The following is a 19,614-nucleotide window of genomic DNA, read 5'->3' on the forward strand; positions in this document are numbered from 1 at the left end:
ATTAAGCTCCCCCCTTTACTAAATCTTTTGCTATTTCTTTAAGGCGGGTGGCGGTTTCCTGTACTTTCACATTTGTGATATCTTCTACTTCTTCGTAAGACAAAGCACCTGGATAGCACACTTTAATACACGCTGGATCTCCACCACAGTTATCGCATTTTATAACCTCTTTGCCTGTATGATCCAATTTTATGGATCCCCATGGACATGCTACGATACACTGTTTACATCCGATACATTTTTCCTTGTTAAGTTCTACCACCCCTGTTTCAGGGTTCTTAGTCAATGCAGAAGTAGGACATACTTCTTCACAATACGCTCTCTCACATTGCAGACAAACACTTGGAACGAAGGTTAAATCTTCCCAAAATTCATTAACTTTGATTCGAGAGTCAAGGGGGTTAAACTTTCCCGTATGCTCAAAAGAACAAGCATACTCACATGCCCTACATCCCGTGCACTTTGCCTGATCCAACATCAATACTTTCATGTACACTCCTCCTTTGGTAGTTTTAGGATGTTAACTAAACTGTATTTACTTGAAAAGAACAAAATTTTTGTTACATTAAAAACCTATTTTTTGAAAATTTAACTTACTATTATTTTAACTCTTATGTTTCAAAAAAGTCAATTCGATTTATTGACAATTAGAAGCGTTTAGAGGCAGTTATTTTCAATTAGAAGGCAAATTCTTGCAAATGAGCGCTTTTCTTAATCTTATCTTGAAGAGCAAGGATTAGTAGAGGAATGGAAGTTCTATTTTTCATTGAAGTTTAATTATTTCAACGGAATAATCCTTTAAATCTATAAGTAGCAACTTGTTATCTAGGGTATTTTTCCTCCCAGTTATTACTTTAATCGCCTCTATTACTTGAAGAGATGCCATGATAGATACGACAGGTGAGATAGTAGAGACCTTTTCCTTTGTTGTATCCACTTCTCCAAATATATCTTTTAAAGACAAAGTTCTACCCGGTATTATAGTTGTCAATTGACCATACCACTGATTAACCCCTGCATGTATATAAGGAACGTTGGATTTCCAAGCAAGTTGTTCAAGAATATATCTCGTTTCGAAATTATCAAGAGCGTCTAATATAACGTTCACATCTGTTGGTATTTTACTCTTTTTTGAAATTTTTTCTACCTTTGTTTCTATTATCGTTGGCAAGTTAAAAGATTCAAGAGTTTTTTTAGCTTGATCGACTTTGTATTCGCTGATGCTATCCATGCCATATAATACTTGACGGTTTAAATTAGAAAGCTCAACCTTATCATAATCCACCAAATATATTTTTTTTACACCAACCCTTTGTAACTCCAATGCCTGATGAGTTCCAAGACCTCCAGCTCCACCAATATAGACAACAGCTTGTTTTAACTTTAAAACCTCTTCTTCTGTGAACAACATTTTTTGTCTTTCCAAGTAATCCATATTATCCTCCTCCAGAAGGGGGAAAAATTGTTATTTCGTCTTTATTTTCTACCAACGTATCTAGTCCTTGTAGATGGCGAATATTTCTTCCATTTAATAATATAATCGTACCGCTTTTAATTTCCCCATCTTTTAGTAGTTTTCTACTAAAATAATTATCGAACTCTCGATCCAATAATTTTATTATTTCTTTAACAGATTTCGATCCTGATAATTGGTAATCGACTTCATCCTTTTTCAAATCAAACTTTATAAGGGAAAAGAATTTTATTTTCAAATTTTTTCACTCCTTTCCAGATTTATTTCCAATTTCTGAACATCTTCTTTATAATTTATATTGAAAAACAATTTTTCCGGCTCTCCAATTTCTCTTATAATGGTTTCTTTTATTATTCTAACCTTTACTTTGGGAAAAAAACTCTTCAACTTCAATTGATTCATTTTTAGTGTAGCACTGATAAAAGGCAAACATTTTTTGCTATAAACAGCAGCAAGTGGCTCAAGGTAAGAGTTGTACTCGGGTACAAGAACGTCATAATCTTTCTTTTGAAACTTTAAAAACTCAAAAAAACCAATTGTCAAAAATGGCATGTCACAAGCTGTCAAAAAGTTGTAGTCGCTATCAGAACAGGTTAAACCAGTAAACAAACCACCTAACGGACCTTTATTTGGTATTATATCCTCACAAAAAAACACATCTTGCAAAAACGCATACTCTTTTACATTCCCTATTATGTAAACTTTTTCAAATGCATTTTTTAGGCTTTGGACGATCTGTTCTATCAAAGGTCTTCCATTAACAGATTCCAATGCCTTGTTAGTTCCAAATCTACTGCTCTTGCCTCCTGATAGAAGTATAGCGTTCATCAATCAAAACCTCTCTTTGTGAAACTCTTTTTTCAACTTTTTCCAATTTAACTGGGGTTATTTTTAATTCAGGTATCTTTGCTTTTGAATCATAAACACGATTGGTAAGTTTATTGGCTGGACTTTCCGCATAGTGAAAAGGCATGAAAAGTTGACCTGGTTTAACTCTTTCTCCAACTTTTGCATAGGTTTCAATTGTTCCCTGACGAGAAGTTATTCTAACTCTATCTTTATCTTTGATCCCCAATTTTCTTGCATCTCTTATATTTATTTCAACGTAAGCGTCGGGCTCATGCCTGTTAATAGGATCGGATCGCCTGGTCATTGTACCTGTATGGAAATGGTATAACATCCTTCCTGTCATTAAGATAAAATTGTACTTTTCATCAGCTTCTTTTTCAGGAGGAGTAAACTCAACAGGAAAAAATTTGCCTTTTCCACGAGAAAAAGCGTTCTTATGCAAATATTTTGTACCTGGATGATTACTATCAGGACAAGGCCATTGCAAACCACCTTTCTCCAATCTTTCATAACTTATTCCACCGTATAATTTTGAAACTCGTGCAATCTCATCCATAATTTCAGAAGGTGAATTATATTTCATTTCATAACCCATTTTATTAGCCAAAGTAGTTAATATCTCCCAATCTGCTTTAGCCCTTCCAGGAGAATTAATAGCTTTTCTCACCCTTTGTATACGTCGTTCGGTATTTGTAAACGTACCTTCTTTTTCAGCAAATGATGCCGCTGGCAAAACTACATCTGCAAACTGTGCAGTTTCAGTCAAGAATATATCCTGGACTATTAAAAAATCCAAACTTTCTAGAGCTTTTTTAACATGGTTTTGATCTGGATCAGATAAAAAAGGATTCTCACCCATTATGTAGAGAGCCTTTATCCTTTTGCCGGCTTCTTCGAGCATTTCTGTTAGCGTTAACCCTTCTCTATCAGCTAATTTTACACCCCAATAATTCTCAAACTTTTCTTTAATTTTGGGGTCACTGACTTTTTGATAACCAGGATAAACATCAGGTAAAGCCCCTACATCACAAGCACCTTGCACGTTGTTTTGTCCCCTTAATGGATTGACTCCTGTGCTTTCAAAACCAACGTTCCCAGTTAAGAGTGCAAGATTCGTAAGAGAAAGTACGTTATTGGTTCCGTATTTATGTTGAGTTATTCCCATCGCAAAATATATGGCTGCTTTTTCAGCTGAACCATACATTTTTGCAGCTTCGATTATCTTATCTGCTGGCACACCTGTAATCTGGGATACTTTAGAAGGGGTATAACCTTCTATTATCTTTATAAAACTTTCAAATCCTTCCGTTCTTTCTTCAATAAACTTTTTATCAAGTAACCCTTCGTTGACAATAACATTCATTATTCCATTTATTAAAGCCACATCTGTTCCTGGCTTGTGATGTAATGAAATGTCAGCAATTTCTGAAAGTTCTATCTTACGAGGATCTGCTACTATTAAATGTGTACCGTTTTTCTTCGCTCTTTTTATCTTGCTTCCAATTACCGGGTGATTCTCCGTTGGATTTGAACCTATAACAAATATTACATCACTTCCCTCTATTTCTGATATAGAGTTGGTCATAGCTCCCGAACCAAATGCCATTCCTAATCCAACAACAGTAGATGCATGACAAAGTCTCGCACAGTGATCTACAGAATTTGTACCAATAACAGCTCTCATAAATTTTTGCATAATATAGTTTTCTTCATTTGTGCATTTTGCTGAGCTCAACCCACCTATTGAATCACTTCCATACTTTTCCTTTATATTCAATAGTTTTTCTGCAACATAATCCAATGCTTCTTCCCAACCAACTTTTTCAAAATGTCCATTTCTCTTTATCAAAGGGTCAGTCAATCTATCCGGGTGATTGACATAATCATAACCAAAACGGCCTTTCACACAGCTTTCTCCATGGGGGTTTGGAGAGTTTTCATCATAAACCGAACCAACTTGAACTATCTTATTATTTTTAGTTCTCAATTCCAATTGACAACCAACCCCACAGTAAGGACAGGTCGTTTTAGTTTTATTAAATTCGTAATAACGTCCTTTTCCTTTGGAAGGAATATAAGTAAGAGCCCCTGTTGGGCACATTTCAACACATTGTCCACAAAAGACGCATGGAGAATCCTGTCCACCTAAATCTTGATTAAATGGGGGGCTAACTTTAGTTTCAAAACCTCTATTGACAAAATCCAATGCGTTACACATTTGAATCTCTTTACATGTTCGTACACATTTACCACAAAGTATGCATTTGTCTGGATCAAGCTGTATAAATTCATTCTGATCTTTTATTTCAAAACGTGGGAGTTTCTTTGTTCCGAAGGTGGATTCTTTAATTCCATATTCGTAAGCGAGATCTTGAAGGACACAGTTTCCATTAGCTTCACATGTCATGCAATCCAATGGATGATCAGAAACTAGTAAATCTACAACCGTCTTTCTAGCCTCGATAACCCTTTTGCTATCCGTTAAAATCCGCATTCCATCAGTGACTGGTGTAACACAAGAAGCAACTAATTTATGATTGTTTTCCAGTTCTACTAAACACATTCTACAAGAACCTACATCGGATAAATGTGGGCTATGACATATGGTGGGGATATAGATACCGTTTTGTTTTGCAACCTGGAGTATAGTTTGACCCGGCTCAACTTCATAATTATTATGATTTATAGTAACTTCCAAAACATATTACTCCTTTCATTATTATATTTGCTTAAATTCAATATCAAAAAACCATATTTTTAGCGGTGAAAATATTTACAACGACTTCTTCATCAACTAGTTGAAGTTTATCTGTGATATTAAATCTCGTTATTCCCTTTGAAGAGTAAGAAATATATAGATATCCATCTTTACAATCCATACTTAAAATTGGAAGATCTAAATTAATCATCCTATTTAAATCAAAATTTGACATATCAACGATCGTCAGTTGAGAGCCTACAGAATAAAATATATATTTATCGTTCATCATAATTATATCAGGCGAATAATCAAAGCTAAAATAATCGATAATGTTAAAATTGAAGTCTGCCCGAAAAACTCCTTTTTCCGTTAAAAAGATAAATCCATCAGAAGTAGAATGTATTTGGTTAATATAATCTTTGGAATAAAATTTAAAATTACTCTTTCCAGTTAAAAAGTTAAACTCTATTATCTTATCTTCCTCAGCTATATACGCAATGTTATCAATAACTTCTATATCTTGTGCCTTTCCCACAAATACCTTTATTCCATCAAAGAAAGAATATATACTCTCTTCGGCAATAACGAATACCCCTTCTTGTGTTTCTTTTATACCTACGATGTTTTCAGGAAAACTTTTGGTAATTGTATTCGTTGCGTTATAAAAATTGACTACATTTTCATTGAGTTCGTAAAAGCCCTTCTCCCCTTTTATCAAATTTCCAGTATATATTTTCTCCCATAACTTTTCTTTTTGTTTATCTAGATAAACTATCTTTCCTCCCTCGTCAATTAACACTCCTGATTCTAATACAACAAAATCATCAATTGAGTCAACTTTATTAATATACTTAAGTAATTTTTTAGTATTTAGGTCATAAATATACAGTCCATCTTCGTTATTCGTTAAGTATATATACCCCTCTGTTATCAAAATATTTGGTCTAGAAAATTGTCCCGTAATAATTTCTTGAGTTTCTAATGATTCCAAATTTCTTTTATATACTCCGTTATTAGTGGAAAAGTAAAGGGATTCATCCACTAACTGTATGGAAAAAGCATCCTCATCCCATATATACAATGGTTTCACATCATAATTTTTTGCCGTGATCAAGTCTTCCATTTTAAATATCAGTATACCCAATAAATCATCGTTCACCACAAAAAAATCGTTATTCAAACTAATCATTCTAGGGGATATCAACTGATCATAATAATTAATCTCTTCAACGGTTTGATCTTCATTGATTTGATAAATTTTCATCCCTAAACCCGGACCAATTACAAATAGATACTTTTCAAACATTTCAACTTGGGTTACCATACCCGGTAAACGAATATGTTCCTTCAATCTTATATACACTTTATCCTTCAAATCGAAGCTTATCAATCCGTTTTCGCCATCTGCAACAAATAATAATTCTCCATTCGTTGTAACGGATAGTGAATCACCGAATGTGGAGTAAGAATTCAACAGAGCTACTTCTTGCGGATCTGAAAAATCATAAATTTTCAATCCCTCTCTGTCAACAAGATAAAGATAATCTCCATAAATTTGAGCATCGTTAACATAACTACCAGTTGTTACTGAAGCAATTGATTCTTTCTCTTCAACATCGAAAACATAAAATCCTTCGTAACCTCCTATTATTACTCCGTATTTGACACCTACTACTGAGATAGGAATCTGCTTTTGAACAATGGGAGTAGTAACATCTTTTACTTGAGTAGTTGTTCCCTGAACGGATTTTTCTTTTGCAATTCGGATGTAAAATATTACAATTGAAAACATTATCAAAATTAAAACGATTAAAAAGCCTAAAACAGCATAATTCTTACTAATTTTGCGCACAGGTTACACCCCAGTATGTTATAATTTTAATATAATTATAACATAATTTTTTTGTATATTCTTTAGCCTAAAGATAACTTTTTTTCTAAATACTTTTATGATATAATTTTGTAGAAATTTATTGAATTATAATTAGCCATTTTAGAAATAAAATTTTGATTTTAAAAAGGGGGAATAGAAATGCCATCTGAGTTAAAAATAGTCACCTTTAACATTGGTAAAGAAAGATTTGGTCTAGATATTATGAATGTGGATGCAGTAATTGAATATGAAGAGACCACTAAATTACCAAATGCCTCTGACTATTTCGAAGGAGTAATAAATTATCGCAACGAAGAAGTTTTACCTATCATCAATCTGAGAAGAAAATTTAAAATGCCCGACTTTGAAGACAAATCTCACGCCAAAGTTATAGTTTTAAAAATTGATCAAAGAAGGGTTGGAATAATGGTTGACGATGTAAAAAACGTCAGAAGTATCGATCCTGATTTAATAAACGAAAAACCCAATATAGGTGGCATGCGTGGAGCTGATTTTATAAGCGGAATAGCGCGTTTAGAAGATGGTATGTTAGTAATACTAGATATCGATAAACTGATAACCGAAGAAGAAAAGATTGCTATAGACGAAGTTATAAACAATTAAAACACTCCCAAAAAAACACAAAAGTGGCGATATATTTATGACGCCACTTTTTTATGAAAAATTTACTCTTCATCTGCAGAGGTTGGAATAACACAAATAAATTCTAACTCTTCATCCCCTGCGTTCTTCAATTGGTGTTCTATACCTCCAGGAACGTAAATAAAACTTCCAGCTTCAACTGAATTGTATTTTTCTCCATCATAAACTTCTGCCTTACCTTTAACTATAAATATTTCATGTTCCCATCTATGAGAATGCCTAGGAGAATACCCACCTGGTTTAACGGTGAACAACCTCATAACAAAATTAGGCGCTCCATAATTACTCTTCCCTATTAATATTCTTTTTTCAACGTCTTTAGCCGTTTCATTATTTATTATTAAAGGTTTAACTTCCTTTGCTTTACCTATTATTGCTCTTTTTTGGTCCATATTCGATTTTCTCCTCCCTTGTGCCTAAGTATTTTGTTTTTTATCTTTTTTTACTAATTTTGGGATGCTGGTTTTTATTTTTCCCAATCTGTTAACATTGCTCTCCAATGCGGCTTTATTTTGCTTTACGATTTCTTCATAAACTTCTTCACGATAAATTTTGATATCCTTAGGGGCTTCAAAACCGATTTTTATACTTCCATTATCTTGTTCAACCATAACAAGCTTTATTTTTCTATTTCCTACTTGTATTACGATGGATTCACCTATTTTTCTTGATAATATCAACAAGTCTATTCACCATCTTCTTGAACAGATAGTATAGCATTACTTCTTTCCAATTCTTCCTTCAAAAGGTGTCTAATTTTGTATTCTCCATTTTCAATTAAATATTGTACCCCTTTATGATTTTTTTGCGAAACAATAATCGGGGCTGCTAAATTTATAGTTATTTCATCTTCTTTTTCAGGTATAGTCAAGATACTTAATATTATAGCATCTTCTGGTTTCTCTAATTCCAAGTATTCTGTTAAATCTTGGGGAAGAGTAAATTGATAATCGTTTCTTATAAGTTGAGGAAAAGTAACAGGAAAAGCTACATTTTTATCTTCTAACGATGCTAACCACATAATGGGATAAGTATCTTCAGGTTCCAGTAAAACAAACTGTTTAAGATTTTCGAAACCAGGAATACCATACTCAAAAATTATCGTTCGCTCAGTATCTATCTTCACACTTCCCAACTTCGTTTCATACTCTTTTATCATTGCTTTAGAAAACCTCCTTATAGAAAATCCGCCAAGGTTGGGGGAATAATATTACTAGCAGCCTTTAAAGCAGATTGTAAGACATTTTGCTGAGTTGCCAATTCCATTACTACTTGAGCGATATCAGCATCAGCTTCATTGGATAAAAATTCTGTTGAAAAACTCTTAAATTCTTCCATTCTATTTGAAGTCATTTCTAAAACTCGTTGAGTAGCTCCAACTTCAGCCAGATTATTTAACGATTTAGCTTGTATTTCTTCAATATTTCCTAACTCATTTTGAATTGAAGTATTATCTCCTGATTCTATGGCATCTGACAATCTTTTGACTATACCAAAAATTGAGGCACCACTATCAGTTACAAAAACATCATAAACCGTTTTACCGTATTCTATATCTTGGCCTCCGATGGAAATCTTCTGCCTGATATTTGCTTGTGGAGGTACTGTTATTTTAAAATTACCTTCGCTATCTATTTCCACGACTTTTTGATTGTTTTTGGCTCCTCCAAACACATAGTTTCCAGAAATTTCTGTATTTGCTATAGAAACTAGTTGTGTATTTATCTTGTTGAGTTCTTCTGTTATAGCGACTCTATCATCGTCACTTAATGTATCGTTTGCCCCTCTAACAGCAAGCTCTTTTATTCTAAGGTATATTGAGCTCACTTCCTGTAATGCTGTATCATACATATTCACATAATTTTGGGCTGTTTCCACATTAGTTTTATAACGTTCAATTTCCCTCAATCGGCTATCTAAATTAGAAATTCTCGTTGCCACAGACGCGTTATCTGATGGGTATCGAACTTTTTTTCCTGAAGTTAATTGAGAATTTAAATCACTGTATTTTCTTAAAACATCTTGAATATCGTTAAGTGTTCTACTACTTAAAAGATTTTCAGTGATTCTCATGTTTTTACCTCCTCACCAACCAAACAAGTACTGTTCACTCTATTATACAACACCCAAGTTGTTAATAACCGTCTCCATCATTTGATTGACCGCTGTGATAACCCTTGCAGAAGCATTAAAAGCCTGCTGATATTTCACAAGGTTCGTCATCTCCTCGTCGATAGAAACACCCATCACTCTTTCTTTTTCAAGGCTGATTTCACTATTCAACATCTCACTGTTTAGCCTCATTTTATCAGCCGTTTCACCCTTAACTCCTATATCTGTAACAATATTTCCCAAAAAGTTCGAAAAACCAATCCTCCCATTATCTAATACCGAATTATCATACATCTTGGATATTTCATCCCATACACTAATGTTTCCTGCACCGGTTGGAGAATAATTAGTATCATAATAACCCAAATCAGTTGCAAGTAAAGATGGATTCTCTTTTAAGTTAGACGATACAGAAATTTGATTGACTATTCCTAACTCTTTATCAATTCTTAAAAGTTCCGCCTTAGAAAACTTTTCATCTATTTGTTCAGGGCTTATATCTGGAGAAATCAGTGTAACGATATTGTTAGAATCATCTTCGATAAATCCTAAAGCATTGAATAATTTTTCAGGGCCTTTAATAGTAACGTTCTTTAAGTCAAAATTAATTAAATTTCCGGCCCTCAACACAAATGAACCATGCGGAGTAACAGAAGCAGTAACCCCCGTGTTTGTGGCATTAATTTTGTCAGCTAAGTCATAAACAGTGTCTTTAAGAGGATTAATCTCTATTTTTATTCCATTTATACTCATTTCTATTATTTCATTTGAACTTAATAAATTATTCAAAGTGGGTTGTGAAGTATCTAAGGCATCCAATGTAACTTTTTGTGCTTCCATCTGTGAAAGAGAACCGTCTACGTCGTTTAAAACAATGGTATCCAAGTCTGCATCTGGAATTTTAGTCGTGGGGAGTATGTATATAAATCCATCAATTTCTTCTGCTTTCAAATAACCTCCAGAACCGCTGTTTATATTTGATACTAATTCACCAGCATCAGAAAAACTTATATTACAATCCTCACCTAAAATTTCAAACTCAAGGTTGCCAGGTTGTACATTATCAGGATCTATTTTGTATGCCTTAATTTCTTTAGTAGGAAAACCGTATTCCCTGAGAAAATCTCCTTTTATATCAACTACTAATTTGTTTTGAAAATTAGAATCTTCATCATAATAAGTATCATAAAAATAAATAGCATTATTTGCTGCATCATATTTTATAGGTTTGTTATCAGGATCAGGATCTTTGGGATCATATATATATTGATGAGGTTTTTCATTATTAGCATCCACTGCGTAAATATAGGATTTATTAAATTTGTCAATTAAATAATAATCTGAAGAAGGATCTAAAGGATTTTCATAAAAACTTCTATGACTTGTTGTATATTTAAGTGTGTCTGGATGAAATACGTCTGAATTTCCTGCTATCCTGAAAAATCTTGAATCTTCAAAACCTCTTTTGGTACTTATATCGGCAAAAAAGTTGGCTCCCGTTATTGTTCCTGTTGAATCCCATCCCTCTTTATAAATAAGATTAGTTGAATCAACTAAATACAAACCAAACTCATCGAGTTGTTGTTGATAAGAAGGGATGATTTCATCCCTCAATTCAAAAAGGGCTGACATTTTCCCATCGTTAAAAGTCAATGGATTGTTGCCCACATAGGCGTAATATTCATCGTTTGTTTCGGCAATGGTTAAGGATGTTATCTCTTGATAACTACTTCCATTTAAAACTACTTTATCCCCCATACTTAAAGAAATTTGACCATTTGAATGACTTGTTATTCTTATATCGGAAAGTTCTGAAAGTTTATCCAACAATCTATCCCTTTCATCAAGCAAATCGTTAGGAGAACCACTTATTGAGCTCGATGTTAATATCTTTTGATTTAAATCGGCAATCCTTTTTAAATAACCGTTTATTTCGTCTATTCTGAGCTTTATTTCACTGTTTATATCACTTTTTAATTCTTCTAACCTATAATTAAGATCTTTCATGGTGTTTACTAATTCTTCCGCTCGAGATACGACCTGAGTTTTAGCGGCTTCGTTTGATGGATCAGTCTTCAACTCCTCGATTGACGCCCAGTAAGAATCGTACATATTCCTTAAACCGGTTTCACCGGGCTCACCAAATAATTGTTCAATGTAATGCACATTAGAATATATATTTTCCCAATAATTCAAATGAGAAGAAGTTTCTCTAAATTGCAAATCTAAAAATTCGTCCCTCACTCGTTGAATATCGCTTACCGTAGAACCAGTCCCAAAAGATAAAGCTGCTCCCCCACTTCCTATCGTTGTTAAATTAATAGGATTAGTAGTTACAATAACAGGACTTTGCCTGGAAAAACCCTGGGTATTAGAATTAGAGATATTATGGGCGACAACGCTCATCGCGACTTTATTGGTATAAACTCCGAGTAAACCAGTGTTCAATAGGCCATTCAAAGTCATTGCGCACACGCTAACCCCTCCAACTTCTTGAAGTCAAATCTTTGTTCATTTTACTACCCTTTTGAGAGTAAGTTTTGCTGTTCGTAATCGATTCAGGATTCAAAATTTGATATATAAAATTGTTCAAATTAGATTGAAATGAAATAATGTTACTTAAAAGATCGATCTCACTTACTAACTCCTTTAAATTTTTAACAAGCTCTGAAAAGAGAAGTGCAATTTCATAATCATTCTTTGAAAAATAATCAATAATCGATTCTAATTTGCTTTGTATATTTTCTTCCAAGCATATTGTCGATATTAACTGTGCCCTTAAACCTTCTACTTTTTTAAAGTTGGTTGCTAACTTTTCAATCGTCAAAAGGGTTGAATTAATTTCTTCGACAGATGCTTTTTTTACTAAACTTTCCCTAAGATCATAAAAAGATTTTTTTAATTCTATTAAACTGTTATTTTCTTCCTTTAATACATTTTTTATCGCTTCTAAATTATTATTAATACTGTTCACCTGCTTCATTCAAACATTTTATTTACAATTTGATCCACATTGATATTATAAGAACCATTTTCAATAGATTCCTTCAGTTTCGATACAAGCTCTCGCCGAATTTCTGGTATCTTATTTGATAGTTCTATATACTTCTTTGATTCTCCTGTAATCTTATTAGCATTTTCTAGGCTTTTTGATTTTATCTGTCTCTTGAAAAAATCCTTATCAAGCTTTTTTTGATTTATTTTATCTAAATTATTGCCACCCGCAGGATTGATATTGTTGATATCCATAATTTAGTCCCTCCTTTCAACAATTTGAACTCCATATTTATTATCGTCCACAATTATCATATCATTAGAAGTTTATCGCGAAATTATATTTTTCCAAAGCATCTTATTTTTTTTGTAGTAATAAGAAAAAAATACAAAATTAAAAATAATATTTAATTTTTTACTTGACTTTTCAGTTTTTTAGGTTTATAATTTTCTTAGACGTACCTAAAAAATAGATATTTCAAAAATTAAAAAATTTACAAATAGGAGGTTGGTAAATATGGAAGAAAGGATTCCTTTAATTGGAGAAAAGTTTCCTGAAATGAAAGTATTAACAACGGACGGTGCAAAAGAACTACCAAAAGATTACAAAGGAAAATGGTTGGTGCTTTTCAGCCACCCAGGGGATTTTACACCCGTTTGTACAACAGAATTTGTTGAATTTGCAAAAAAGCATGAAGATTTCAAAAAGATCAACACCGAACTTTTAGGGCTTTCTGTCGATGCCGTTCATTCACATATCAAATGGATGGAGTGGATCAAAGATAACCTTGGTGTAGAAATCACTTTCCCTATAATAGCTGATACAATGGGAAGAGTAGCCTCAAGATTGGGAATGGTAGACCCGGAAAAAGGTTCGGCAACTGTTAGGGCAGTTTTCATTTTAGATCCTGAAGGAACTATTAGACTGATCATGTACTATCCTTCTGAAGTAGGAAGATACATCGATGAAATATACAGAGCGGTAAGAGCTTTACAATTGTCAGACAAAAACAAGGTAGTAACCCCAGCCAATTGGCCTGATAACTCAATACTTGGAAGTAAGGTAATAATTCCACCAGCATCAACTTATGCTGAAGCAATGAAGAGGAAAACATCCGACGAAGAAGGATACGATTGGTGGTTAAAGGTTAAGGAAGTTAAAGAATAATATTAACCCCAGCAAGTAGGAAGTAGAGAAGTTATTATCTACTTCCTACTTTTTTATGATATAATTGTAATATAAATTGGATGAAATTAGACACTATTAAGAGGAGGAACATTGAAGATTGCGTAGAGATAGGATAGAAAAGCTTCTCAATAAAATGGCAAAAAATAATATTTATCAAGCAATAATATCCTCACCAGCTTCTCTTTACTATTTTTTGAATGAGTGGTTTGAACCTGGAGAAAGGTTGTTGGTATTATTCGTAAATACTTCTGGCGAAGTTAAATTGCTAGTTAACGAATTGTTCCCGGTAAATACCGTTGAAGAAGAAAATTTGATCAAATATTCTGATTCTGAAGATCCCATTAAGATGTTATCTTCTATTATTGAAAAAGATAAATCCCTTGGCATAGATGGAAGTTGGGAAGCAGGTTTTCTTTTAAGTTTAATGGAAATTACTAAAGATTTATCTTTAAAACCGCTCTCTCCAATAATTAGTGAATTAAGGATGGTAAAGGATGTTGATGAAATAGTATTAATGAAGTCCTCTTCCTTATTAAATGACACAGCTATGGAAAAGGTTATAGACATAGTATCGGAGATGCTTCCAGAAAAATACTTAGCCAAAGCCATCAAAAATATCTTCGAAAAAGAAGGAGCCGATGGTGTTTCGTTTGAACCTATAGTAGGATACGGTCAGAATACTTCTAACCCTCATCATATACCCACCAATGCAAAGTTAAAAGATGGGGATGTTGTCTTGATAGACATGGGTTGCATAAAAAATTATTATTGTTCAGATATGACAAGAACAGTCTTCTTTGGCAAACCTATAGAAACCATGAAAAACATTTATCAAATCGTATTAGAAGCTAATTTAGAAGCTATTGAAAAAGTTAAGCCCGGTCTTAAAGCTTGTGAAATTGATGCTACCGCACGTAATTATATAGAAAGCAAAGGCTATGGAAAGTACTTCACTCATCGAACAGGGCATGGTGTAGGGATAGAGATTCATGAAAAACCTTACATATCTTCAAATAGCGAAGAAATTCTAACACCTGGCATGATCTTTTCAATAGAGCCGGGAATTTATTTACCTGGTGTCGGCGGGGTAAGAATAGAAGACCTGGTTTTGGTGACTGATAATGGTTGTGAAGTATTAAACAAGTATCCAAAAGACTTTTTGGTAATTTAATTACTTCTTATGCTTTGGATCAACTCTCCACCACTTACAGAGTGTAGTTTACTTACACTAATTTAGTTAGAACGTTCCCCTTCACTGAACTGATTTTGATTTTCTTTCATATTTATTAACCTTAAAAGTATGGTATAATAAAAGTACAGATACTTCACTTATTTCCAGAGAGGAGGTGGATGAATGTATAAAAATATGAGTTTCGCGGAAATTTTAAATGAAATTTCATCCACAGATCCAGCTCCCGCTGGGGGAACCGTCACTGCTTTAGTAGGAGCTTTAGCATCTGCACTAGGTTATATGGTGGCAAATTATACGATCTCTAAAGGGGACAATGGGGATTATGAAAATACGCTAGAAGTAGCCTTAGAAAATCTTATAGATATCAAAGAAAAATTAATCGAATACGCTGAAGAATCTTCTAAATATGCAGAAAGAATCGAGAATGTCAAAGAGGGAGAAGATAAGGACAAATCTTTAACAGCTGCCGCTATATTTTCGTTCAACATAGCCAAAACATGTTATAATATCCTAAAAAATTGTTTTACCATATACAAATATGGCAACCCCGTATTAAAACCCGAAGCAAAAATTACTTGTTATTTAGCGTGGGCCGCATTGAATTCGGCTATTATTTCTGTTGAAGCTAATTTAGAAAAAATAAACAACGCAGAAGAAAAAGAAAACCTTTTAAATGATACAATAGAATTCAAAAATGAAGCAGATTCCTTGTTAAAAGAGTTGAAGGAGGAAATAAAAAATTAATGGATGATTCGCCTATAAAATTTGAATTAATTCATATTGATAGATACACTGGGGCTAGGCGAGGACGGATTATCACAAAACACGGCACCATTGAAACACCGGTTTTTATGCCTGTGGGTACGAATGCAACCGTAAAAACTCTTACTAACTCGTTATTAAATGATATCAATACTGAGATAATATTAGCTAATGCTTTTCATCTTTATTTAAGACCGGGATTAGAGGTTCTTGATCATTTCCAAGGGCTTCATAACTTCATGAACTGGAAGAAGCCGATTTTGACGGATAGCGGAGGGTTTCAGGTATTTTCCTTACCTAACACTAGATTAACTGATGAAAAAGTAATTTTCAAATCTCCACTGGATGGTTCTCAAATAGAGTTAACACCAGAAAAATCCTTGGATATACAAAAAGTAATTGGCTCAGATATTGCAATGGTTTTAGATGTATGTATAAATTCCTTGTCTGGTTATGATGCTGTAAAAGATAGTGTGCAAAAAACTTTTAATTGGGCTTTAAGATCAAAACGATATCATAATAACAACGGACAGGCATTATTCGGTATAGTTCAAGGAGGGCTCTTTGAAGATTTGAGAAAACTCAGTTTATCCCAGATAACCTCTTTAGATTTCGATGGTTATGCGTTGGGTGGATTAGCCGTGGGAGAAAAATACCAAGATTCTGAAAAGATTTTAAAAGCTTTTGGCAATAAATTGCCCGAAAACAAACCGAGATACATAATGGGAATAGGTTCTCCCACAATGATGTTTCTATCTGTTGAAAACGGTATGGATATGTTCGATTGCGTCTTACCAACAAGAATGGGAAGGCACGGAACAGCACTAACGTGGAAAGGAAAACTTAACTTAAAATCCTCACAGGTTAAATTTGATCAAAAACCTATTGATGAAGAATGCGATTGTTACACATGTAAAAATCATTCACGTGGTTACATACACCATCTTTTTAAAAAAGATGAGGTACTTGGGAAAATCCTTTTAAGCATTCACAATTTACGATTCAACATATCTCTGGTAGCTAAAATGAGAGAAGCTATAGAAAATGACGATTTTAAATTTCTTAAAGAGGAATTTTTTAAAAGTTCTACATATTCTTTAACCAATTAAAACACTAAAAAGGAGGGATCCCCCGTGAAATCATTTATAAAGTACTATAATGAAATTAAACCATTATATCAAAACAAGTTAGACCTTACTAAAAAATTTCAAGAGATCCCCGATCTCTTTTCAAGAAGTGTAAGTAAGTTACTAGAAAATATCTACGGAGAAGATAAAGTGGATAGAAAACTTATAGAAAGTTATGTAGAATTCAATCCGGATAAAGAGCCTTATTTTAAATTAAAAAAAGAACTGATAAATTTTTTAGATGAAGATTGGACTGATAGTGATCTTCCAAGTATTTTAGAAAAAATGGCTAAAGCTGCTTATGACAGATATAAACATATAATTGAAGATCATGATAGAACTGAAACATTTAGAATGGAATGAAAAATAGAGTTAACCAAAACTTGTCAAACCTGGGGCAGCCTCCCCAGGTTTATATGTTATAAATAAAATTAGAGAAAGGTAATCAAATGGCTGATAAAAAATATAAAGATGTAAAAAAAATAAAAAATATGTTTTGGAAAGTTTTGTTCTTTTTATATATAGTTTTTATTATATATCTATCGGTTTCCAAACCTATAATTAATTATAGTAGTTTCAAAGGAGAAGACAAAATAGTTCATTTTGTTTCATACTTTTTAGGTGCCGACTTTTTCTTTATGGCATTCTTCAAAAAAAGTAAAAGATCTTATTTTATACTTTTTTTGATTTTTTTTCTTTTAGTTCCCTTATTAACAGAATATTTTCAAAAATTCAGTATTTATCATACATATAGCCATTTAGACATGGTTGCAAGTTATTTAGGAGCAGCAAGTGGTTCTCTTTTTTTTACTTTCAAATATAAGGCTTTCAATTAGTGATAAAGAAGTATAAAGAGGTGCATTTCTTTTGAAAGAAGTAAAATATGCTATAGTTTACCTGAATATTGATCCCAATTATGCAAAGTTGAATAATCTTCCTGTAAAATTACCTATTTTAGCGGAAGATTTTCAAAAAGCAAGAAAAACCAATAAAATACCTTTGGACGTAATTATTAGAGGTTTAGAAGCTCAAATTGATATAGATAAAAACAACCGATATTACTTATCTTACTTGATTTATTATTATTATGAAGCTTTTAAAAAATCCCTCAACGATACAGATTTTGAAAAGGCGAAGGAATTTTTAGATAAGGCAGGTAAAATTTATCCTGATTATAGATTGCATTTTTATACTGGATTATACTACAAAAAATTAGGAAATCTTGAACTCGCAGAATTACATTTAAAACAATCGATAAAAGAAAAGCCAAATTTTGCATATGGTTATTATGAACTTGGCAATCTCATGTATGAAAGAAATATCTACGACGAGGCCATAGAATATTACTCTAAATCTGTCGAACTTGAAAAGGACTTTACGTTAGGGTTTCTGAAAATGGCAGATGTATACATGGAAAATGGCAGATTCGAAGAAGCTATACCACTTCTACAAAAATGCATAGAAATCGATAAAAAATTTGTTCCTGCCTATGAAAGATTGGGTGTTGCTCTGAATATGCTTCAACACTATAAAGATGCACACAAAGTCCACCAAAAAGCCTTAGAAATAGATAGCGATAGATATGAAATTTATTATAACGATGCTCATTCATTGGCTAGATTAGGAAACCACAATGAGGCAATAAAAGCCTTAGAAAAAGCCGCCTCCTTGAATGAAACAGATTATATACTTCACGAATTAGCTTTGGAATATAAAAACATGGGAAGATACTTACAAGCAATTGAAACAGAGGAAAAAGCTTTAAAATCAGCTTCAGAAGAAAATAAAGACCTTATTGTTTTAACTTTATTAAAACTCTATGTAATAATAGAAGATGAAGAACAAGTGGAAAAATATTTTGAAATTTTAAATTTGAATTCTGACTTTCACGAAGCTGCTGTTAATTTCAAAGTATTGTTCGAATTATCTCAAGGTAGAGTTGAAAGAGTGAAAGAAATATTGTTAAAAGAACCCATATCAAATTTTTCTCTACTACTAGATAAATTAGACAGGTTAGATCTTTACGTTTCCAAACTGGAAGAATTTGCAGACAAAAATATTTCCGATTCAATATTTGAAAGTATAGACGAATTGGGAAATATCGACCCTTTTTCTTTGTCGGAACGTCTAGCAACCAAAGGAATAAAGCGCCCTTTCGTTAGCTGGTTGAAAGAGAACTCGATGGAACCAAAGTTATATCCAGATGGTGTTGAATTACTCACGAACAGTCTACTTCTTTCTGGCTTTAATTACGGCCTATCGGAAAGAGTAGCAACAGCTATATCACAGTTTCTTTGGAAAGATGGAGATGGGTTAGCTTTCGGTAGATTACTTTTAAGATTCTACCAAGATAGAATCTTAGGAGAATCCTTATCTTTAGAACCTTTTATTCAAGAAAATGTAGAAGAAATCAAAGATATGTCTTTTACTTTTGCTCAAATATTTGCTAATTTCGAAGAACATTTGATGGATTTTGACTCGATAGTAGAGTTTAAAATAAATAATTTTAAAGATGCTTTAAAAGTTTTTTTGTCCATGTTTAGAATACAAAGTACGGCTGAAGAAATAACTTCAGTCAACTTCAAAGATCATAACACAAAAATTTTATCTTTATTCATAAATAATATTAACTCGATTTCTAACTCTTTTTTGCAGTAAATTTCCTACCAAAAATAACT

At 32.8% G+C, this 19,614-nt stretch carries 21 protein-coding genes; 8 read left to right on the forward strand and 13 right to left on the reverse strand.

All coding sequences use genetic code 11. The annotated features are described in order from the left end of the window. Position 1 precedes the first annotated feature (1 nt). The 6 genes from X927_RS01245 to X927_RS01270 all read right to left on the reverse strand — a co-directional run bounded on the left by X927_RS01245 (position 2) and on the right by X927_RS01270 (position 6,876). On the reverse strand, positions 2–490 hold the full coding sequence (locus X927_RS01245) for a 4Fe-4S dicluster domain-containing protein (RefSeq protein ID WP_103076303.1): 489 nt from the start codon (positions 488–490) through the stop codon (positions 2–4). A gap of 273 nt (positions 491–763) precedes the next feature. Further along, positions 764–1,435, reverse strand: coding sequence for a HesA/MoeB/ThiF family protein (locus X927_RS01250; RefSeq protein ID WP_103076304.1), 672 nt, complete (start codon positions 1,433–1,435; stop codon positions 764–766). Between the two features lies 1 nt (position 1,436). Beyond that, positions 1,437–1,712 (reverse strand): MoaD family protein, encoded by a 276-nt coding sequence (locus X927_RS01255; RefSeq protein ID WP_103076305.1) that lies wholly within the window; start codon positions 1,710–1,712, stop codon positions 1,437–1,439. Further along, positions 1,709–2,302 carry a molybdenum cofactor guanylyltransferase gene (locus X927_RS01260; protein ID WP_103076306.1) on the reverse strand — a complete coding sequence of 198 codons (594 nt, stop codon included), beginning with the start codon at positions 2,300–2,302 and terminating at the stop codon, positions 1,709–1,711. The genes X927_RS01255 and X927_RS01260 overlap by 4 nt, the downstream gene beginning before the upstream one ends. Beyond that, positions 2,265–5,021: a formate dehydrogenase subunit alpha gene (fdhF, locus tag X927_RS01265; RefSeq protein ID WP_103076307.1), complete on the reverse strand. Its 2,757-nt coding sequence runs from the start codon at positions 5,019–5,021 to the stop codon at positions 2,265–2,267. The genes X927_RS01260 and fdhF overlap by 38 nt, the downstream gene beginning before the upstream one ends. Before the next feature lie 43 nt (positions 5,022–5,064). Next, positions 5,065–6,876, reverse strand: coding sequence for an LVIVD repeat-containing protein (locus X927_RS01270; protein WP_103076308.1), 1,812 nt, complete (start codon positions 6,874–6,876; stop codon positions 5,065–5,067). A gap of 180 nt (positions 6,877–7,056) precedes the next feature. Here X927_RS01270 and X927_RS01275 point away from each other — a divergent pair, with 180 nt between their 5' ends. Continuing rightward, complete coding sequence (locus tag X927_RS01275) at positions 7,057–7,521, forward strand: chemotaxis protein CheW (protein ID WP_103076309.1); 465 nt, start codon at positions 7,057–7,059, stop codon at positions 7,519–7,521. A gap of 62 nt (positions 7,522–7,583) precedes the next feature. On the opposite strand, the gene X927_RS01280 is transcribed toward X927_RS01275, so the two are convergent. Genes X927_RS01280 through X927_RS01310 form a run of 7 tightly spaced genes read right to left on the reverse strand, consistent with a single transcriptional unit; the run spans position 7,584 to position 12,921 of the window. Next, a complete protein-coding gene (locus tag X927_RS01280) occupies positions 7,584–7,952 on the reverse strand; it encodes a cupin domain-containing protein (protein WP_103076310.1) in 369 nt (122 codons plus the stop codon). A gap of 24 nt (positions 7,953–7,976) precedes the next feature. Next, complete coding sequence (locus X927_RS01285) at positions 7,977–8,240, reverse strand: carbon storage regulator (RefSeq protein WP_211287787.1); 264 nt, start codon at positions 8,238–8,240, stop codon at positions 7,977–7,979. 5 nt (positions 8,241–8,245) lie between these two features. Further along, positions 8,246–8,719 (reverse strand): flagellar assembly protein FliW, encoded by a 474-nt coding sequence (fliW, locus tag X927_RS01290; RefSeq protein WP_103076312.1) that lies wholly within the window; start codon positions 8,717–8,719, stop codon positions 8,246–8,248. Positions 8,720–8,736: 17 nt separating this feature from the next. Beyond that, complete coding sequence (flgL, locus tag X927_RS01295; protein ID WP_103076313.1) at positions 8,737–9,633, reverse strand: flagellar hook-associated protein FlgL; 897 nt, start codon at positions 9,631–9,633, stop codon at positions 8,737–8,739. Positions 9,634–9,675: 42 nt separating this feature from the next. Continuing rightward, positions 9,676–12,138: a flagellar hook-associated protein FlgK gene (gene flgK, locus X927_RS01300; RefSeq protein ID WP_245855443.1), complete on the reverse strand. Its 2,463-nt coding sequence runs from the start codon at positions 12,136–12,138 to the stop codon at positions 9,676–9,678. 10 nt (positions 12,139–12,148) lie between these two features. Continuing rightward, entirely contained in the window at positions 12,149–12,646 is a 498-nt protein-coding gene (locus X927_RS01305; RefSeq protein WP_146026558.1) for a hypothetical protein, read from the reverse strand. Positions 12,647–12,651: 5 nt separating this feature from the next. Next, positions 12,652–12,921: a flagellar biosynthesis anti-sigma factor FlgM gene (locus tag X927_RS01310; protein WP_103076316.1), complete on the reverse strand. Its 270-nt coding sequence runs from the start codon at positions 12,919–12,921 to the stop codon at positions 12,652–12,654. 262 nt (positions 12,922–13,183) lie between these two features. On the opposite strand from X927_RS01310, the gene X927_RS01315 reads away from it, so the two are divergent. The 7 genes from X927_RS01315 (at position 13,184) to X927_RS01345 (ending at position 19,594) form a co-directional block, all read left to right on the forward strand. Then, complete coding sequence (locus tag X927_RS01315; RefSeq protein ID WP_103076317.1) at positions 13,184–13,834, forward strand: peroxiredoxin; 651 nt, start codon at positions 13,184–13,186, stop codon at positions 13,832–13,834. A gap of 118 nt (positions 13,835–13,952) precedes the next feature. Then, complete coding sequence (locus tag X927_RS01320) at positions 13,953–15,026, forward strand: M24 family metallopeptidase (protein WP_103076318.1); 1,074 nt, start codon at positions 13,953–13,955, stop codon at positions 15,024–15,026. A 183-nt stretch (positions 15,027–15,209) separates the two neighbouring features. After that, positions 15,210–15,791 (forward strand): cyclodeaminase/cyclohydrolase family protein, encoded by a 582-nt coding sequence (locus X927_RS01325; protein WP_103076319.1) that lies wholly within the window; start codon positions 15,210–15,212, stop codon positions 15,789–15,791. Continuing rightward, positions 15,791–16,918 carry a tRNA guanosine(34) transglycosylase Tgt gene (gene tgt, locus X927_RS01330; protein ID WP_103076320.1) on the forward strand — a complete coding sequence of 376 codons (1,128 nt, stop codon included), beginning with the start codon at positions 15,791–15,793 and terminating at the stop codon, positions 16,916–16,918. Before X927_RS01325 ends, tgt begins: the two co-directional genes overlap by 1 nt. A gap of 24 nt (positions 16,919–16,942) precedes the next feature. Beyond that, on the forward strand, positions 16,943–17,299 hold the full coding sequence (locus X927_RS01335; protein WP_103076321.1) for a hypothetical protein: 357 nt from the start codon (positions 16,943–16,945) through the stop codon (positions 17,297–17,299). 86 nt (positions 17,300–17,385) lie between these two features. Then, entirely contained in the window at positions 17,386–17,772 is a 387-nt protein-coding gene (locus tag X927_RS01340; protein ID WP_103076322.1) for a VanZ family protein, read from the forward strand. 31 nt (positions 17,773–17,803) lie between these two features. Further along, positions 17,804–19,594, forward strand: coding sequence for a tetratricopeptide repeat protein (locus tag X927_RS01345; protein WP_103076323.1), 1,791 nt, complete (start codon positions 17,804–17,806; stop codon positions 19,592–19,594). Positions 19,595–19,614 lie beyond the last annotated feature (20 nt).

The sequence above is a fragment of the Petrotoga mexicana DSM 14811 genome (assembly GCF_002895565.1).
Taxonomy (GTDB): Bacteria; Thermotogota; Thermotogae; order Petrotogales; family Petrotogaceae; genus Petrotoga; species Petrotoga mexicana.